This window comes from Streptomyces sp. NPDC004561 (assembly GCF_053602155.1).
The window spans coordinates 1-3,197 of sequence record NZ_JBSGDB010000722.1 but is presented as its reverse complement, the minus strand read 5'-3'; the positions used below and the strand labels follow the sequence as shown (position 1 = coordinate 3,197).

Annotated in this window: 3 protein-coding genes and 1 pseudogene; all 4 read right to left on the bottom strand. The window is 69.7% G+C overall.

Translation table 11 applies throughout. From position 1 onward, the window contains the following. Nucleotides 1-118: pseudogene (locus ACWEN3_RS44255) on the bottom strand (UDP-N-acetylmuramate dehydrogenase); the annotation flags it as partial. 227 nt (nucleotides 119-345) lie between these two features. Further along, a complete protein-coding gene (locus ACWEN3_RS44250; RefSeq protein WP_452983747.1) occupies nucleotides 346-1,191 on the bottom strand; it encodes an ABC transporter permease in 846 nt (281 codons plus the stop codon). Further along, nucleotides 1,188-2,099, bottom strand: a complete 912-nt coding sequence (locus ACWEN3_RS44245) for an ABC transporter permease (RefSeq protein WP_452983744.1) — start codon at nucleotides 2,097-2,099, stop codon at nucleotides 1,188-1,190. The genes ACWEN3_RS44250 and ACWEN3_RS44245 overlap by 4 nt, the downstream gene beginning before the upstream one ends. After that, nucleotides 2,063-3,197 (bottom strand): polyamine ABC transporter substrate-binding protein (locus ACWEN3_RS44240; protein WP_452983741.1); only part of this gene is annotated, 1,135 nt, incomplete at its 5' end. The genes ACWEN3_RS44240 and ACWEN3_RS44245, both read right to left, overlap by 37 nt.

The following is a 3,197-nucleotide window of genomic DNA, read 5'->3' as shown; positions in this document are numbered from 1 at the left end:
GGTTGGTGAGGGCGAGCGTGTGCTTGGTGGAGATGCGGGCGGGCCCGGTGCCGTAGCCCTTGGTGAAGCCCGCCTTGTCGATCAGCCAGGCCGCGCCGGGCCAGGTGCTCGTACGGCCACATCTGCGCGTAGGTGCCGCCGGCGCCCACGAGGAGGACGTTGTCGTAGCCCTCGTCCACGAGACGGTCGACGACCTCCTCGATCCGGGGGCGCAGCGCCACGAGGCTTTCGGTCTGGGCGACGAACTCGGCTTCGTTGAAAGAGAGCACGGTGATGGTTTCCTTCGGAGGGGTTGGGTCCGCACCGGCCACGGCGGGCCGGTGTGCTCAAAAGGGGGGGGTGAGGTCAGGCCGGGCGGCGGCGGGAGAACAGGACGTTCGCGCCGGCGATGACCAGGCCGCCGACGAAGATCAGCGTTCCCATGACGTTGACCTGTGGGGGCACACCGGTACGGCTGGCGCTGTACACCCACAGCGGGAAGGTGACCGTCCGCCCGGCGTTGAAGCTGGTGATGACGTAGTCGTCGATGGACAGGGCGAAGCACAGCAGGGCGCCGGAGGCCACACCGGGCAGCAGCATCGGCAGGGTGACCAGCCGGAACGCCGTCCAGGGGCCGGCTCCCAGGTCCCGGGCGGCCTCCTCCAGCGTCGGGTCGTGACCTGCCGTGCGGGCCCGTACGGTGATGGCCACGTACGGGATGCAGAACGCCACGTGGGCGAGGACGACGGTCCAGTAGCCGCGGGGCACGCCGAGGACGATGAACAGCGACAACAGGGCGGCGCCCAGGGCGATTTCGGGGGCTGCGATCGCGGCGAACATCAGCAGGTCCACCGAGCCGCGGCCGCGGAAGCGGTGGCGGCCGAGAGCCAGGCCGATCGGGGTGCCCAGCAAGGTGGCGACCACCGTGACGACCAGCGCGACGGTGAGGCTGTTGACCAGCGCCGAGGTCAGGTTGGGGATGGCGAACAGGTGGCGGTACCAGGTGAGGGTGAAGCCCTGCCAGGTGAAGTTCACCTTGCTGTGGGTGTCGTTGAAGCCGAACAGGACCATGACGGCGATCGGCAGCAGCAGCCAGGCCAGCACCAGCCAGGTGTACACGGTGAGCGTGGGCCGGCGGCGCGGGCGGCGGCCGGTGCGCGGCCGGGGCGCCGCGGCCGTGTCCACGGCGGGGGCGACGGTGTCCGTGGTCATCGCGCGGCCACCTCCAGCACGTCCTCGGTGCCCAGGGCGCGGGCGTAGGCGAACACGGCCAGCAGCAGGGCGCCCATGAGCACGAAGGACAGGGCGGCGGCGGCCGGGTAGTCGAGGTTGGTGAAGTACTCGGTCTGGATGATGTTCCCGATCATGGTGGTCGAGGGGCCGCCCAGGATGCCGGCGTTGACGTAGTCGGCGGAGGCGGGCACGAAGGTCAGCAGCACGCCCGCGAAGACCCCGGGCAGGGACAGCGGCAGCACCACCCGCCAGAAGGTCTGCGCCCGGGAGGCGTAGAGGTCGGTGGAGGCCTCGATCACCTTGGCGTCCACCCGCTCCAGGGCCACGTACACGGGCAGCACCATGAACGGCAGGAAGTTGTAGGTCAGTCCGCCGATCACCGCGTACGGGGTGGCCAGGACGTGGAAGCCGGCCGGCAGCAGCCCCAGGTGCTTGAGGGGGCCGAGCAGGACGCCGTTGTCGGCGAGCACCACGTTCCAGGACTGGGTGCGGATGACGAAGGAGACGAAGAAGGGCAGCAGGAGCAGGAAGAGGAACACCGACTTGTGCCGGCCGGCCCGGAAGGCGATCCAGTAGGCCACCGGGTAGCCGACCAGGGCGCAGGCGGCGGTGGCCGCGGCGCCGTAGAGCAGGGAGCGGACCAGTTGCACGTGGTACGTCTCCACCACGGCCGCGTAGGTGTGGAAGTGGAAGGTCTGGTGGAAGCCGTCGATGAAGTCGCCGGTCTGCAGGGACAGCGACACCATGACGATCACGGGGGTCACGAAGAAGGCGGCCAGCCACAGCCAGCCGGGCAGCACCATCAGATACGGGGCCAGTGCCGCGCCGGACCGGCGCCGTCGGTGGCGGGTCAGGACTGGTAGATAGGTTCGAACAGCGCGTTCCACTGCTTCTCCTCCGCTTCGTCGAGCACCCGCAGGTGGCGCAGCTTGGATTGGTCGGCCCTGGTCGGGAAGACCAGGGGGCTGGTGCTCAGGGAGTCGAGCAGGGGCCGGCGCGTGCCGGTGGCGGCGGCCGCGTCGCGCGCGATGACCGCTCGGGCGCCGGGGACGGGGCAGACGAACTGCACCGTCTCGCTGATCCTCGCGGCGACCTCGGGCCGGTAGACGTAGTCCATGTAGGTCAGGGCGTCCACGGGGTGCGCGGCCGTCGAGGGGATGCAGAGGTTGTCGGTCCACAGCAGTCCGCCCTCGTCGGGGATGACGAACTCCAGCCGCGAGCCGCTCTGGTTGGCCTGGAAGATGTCCCCGGAGTACACCAGCGAGGCGTACAGGTCGCCACGCTGGAGGGAGGACTGGTAGGTGGTGGTGCTGTAGGAGCGCACCAGGCCGGCGTCGCGCTGCCTGCGCAGCCAGGCGGCGGCTCTGAGCCAGTCGGCGTGGGTGGACTTCTCCGGGTCGACGCCGATGGCGAGCAGGGCGATGTTGCCCATCTGCACCGCGTCGTTCCACATGCCGACCTTGCCGCTGAGCTTGGGGTCGAGCAGGTCCTGCCAGCTGGTGATCCTCCGGCCCACCTTGGCCGGGTCGTAGCCGATGCCGGTCATGCCGGACTGCCAGGGCACGGTGTAGACGTTGCCGCGGTCGAAGGAGGAGTTCTTGAACGCGGCCCCGCCGTAGCGGGCGAAGTTCGGCAGGCGGCCGTGGTCGAGCGGGGCGAGGTAGCCGAGTTCGATGTACTTGGTCAGGTAGCTGTCGCCGCCGACCACCATCAGGTCGTAGCCGATGCCCTGTCCGGAGGCGAACTCCGGCTGGAGCTTGCCGAACCAGGAGGCGCTGTCGTCGATCACCTCGTCGTAGGCGACCTTGATGCCGGTCGCGCGGGTGAATGCCGTCAGAGTGGGGTGCCGGCTCTGGTCGCCGGGGTCGGTGTCGATGTACTGGGTGTAGTTGGCGAAGCTGAGGCGGTCCTTCTTCTTCCGTCCGCTCCAGAAGTCGCCGACGGCGGTGGCGATCTCGGCGGCCGTACGGGGCACGGGCTTGCCG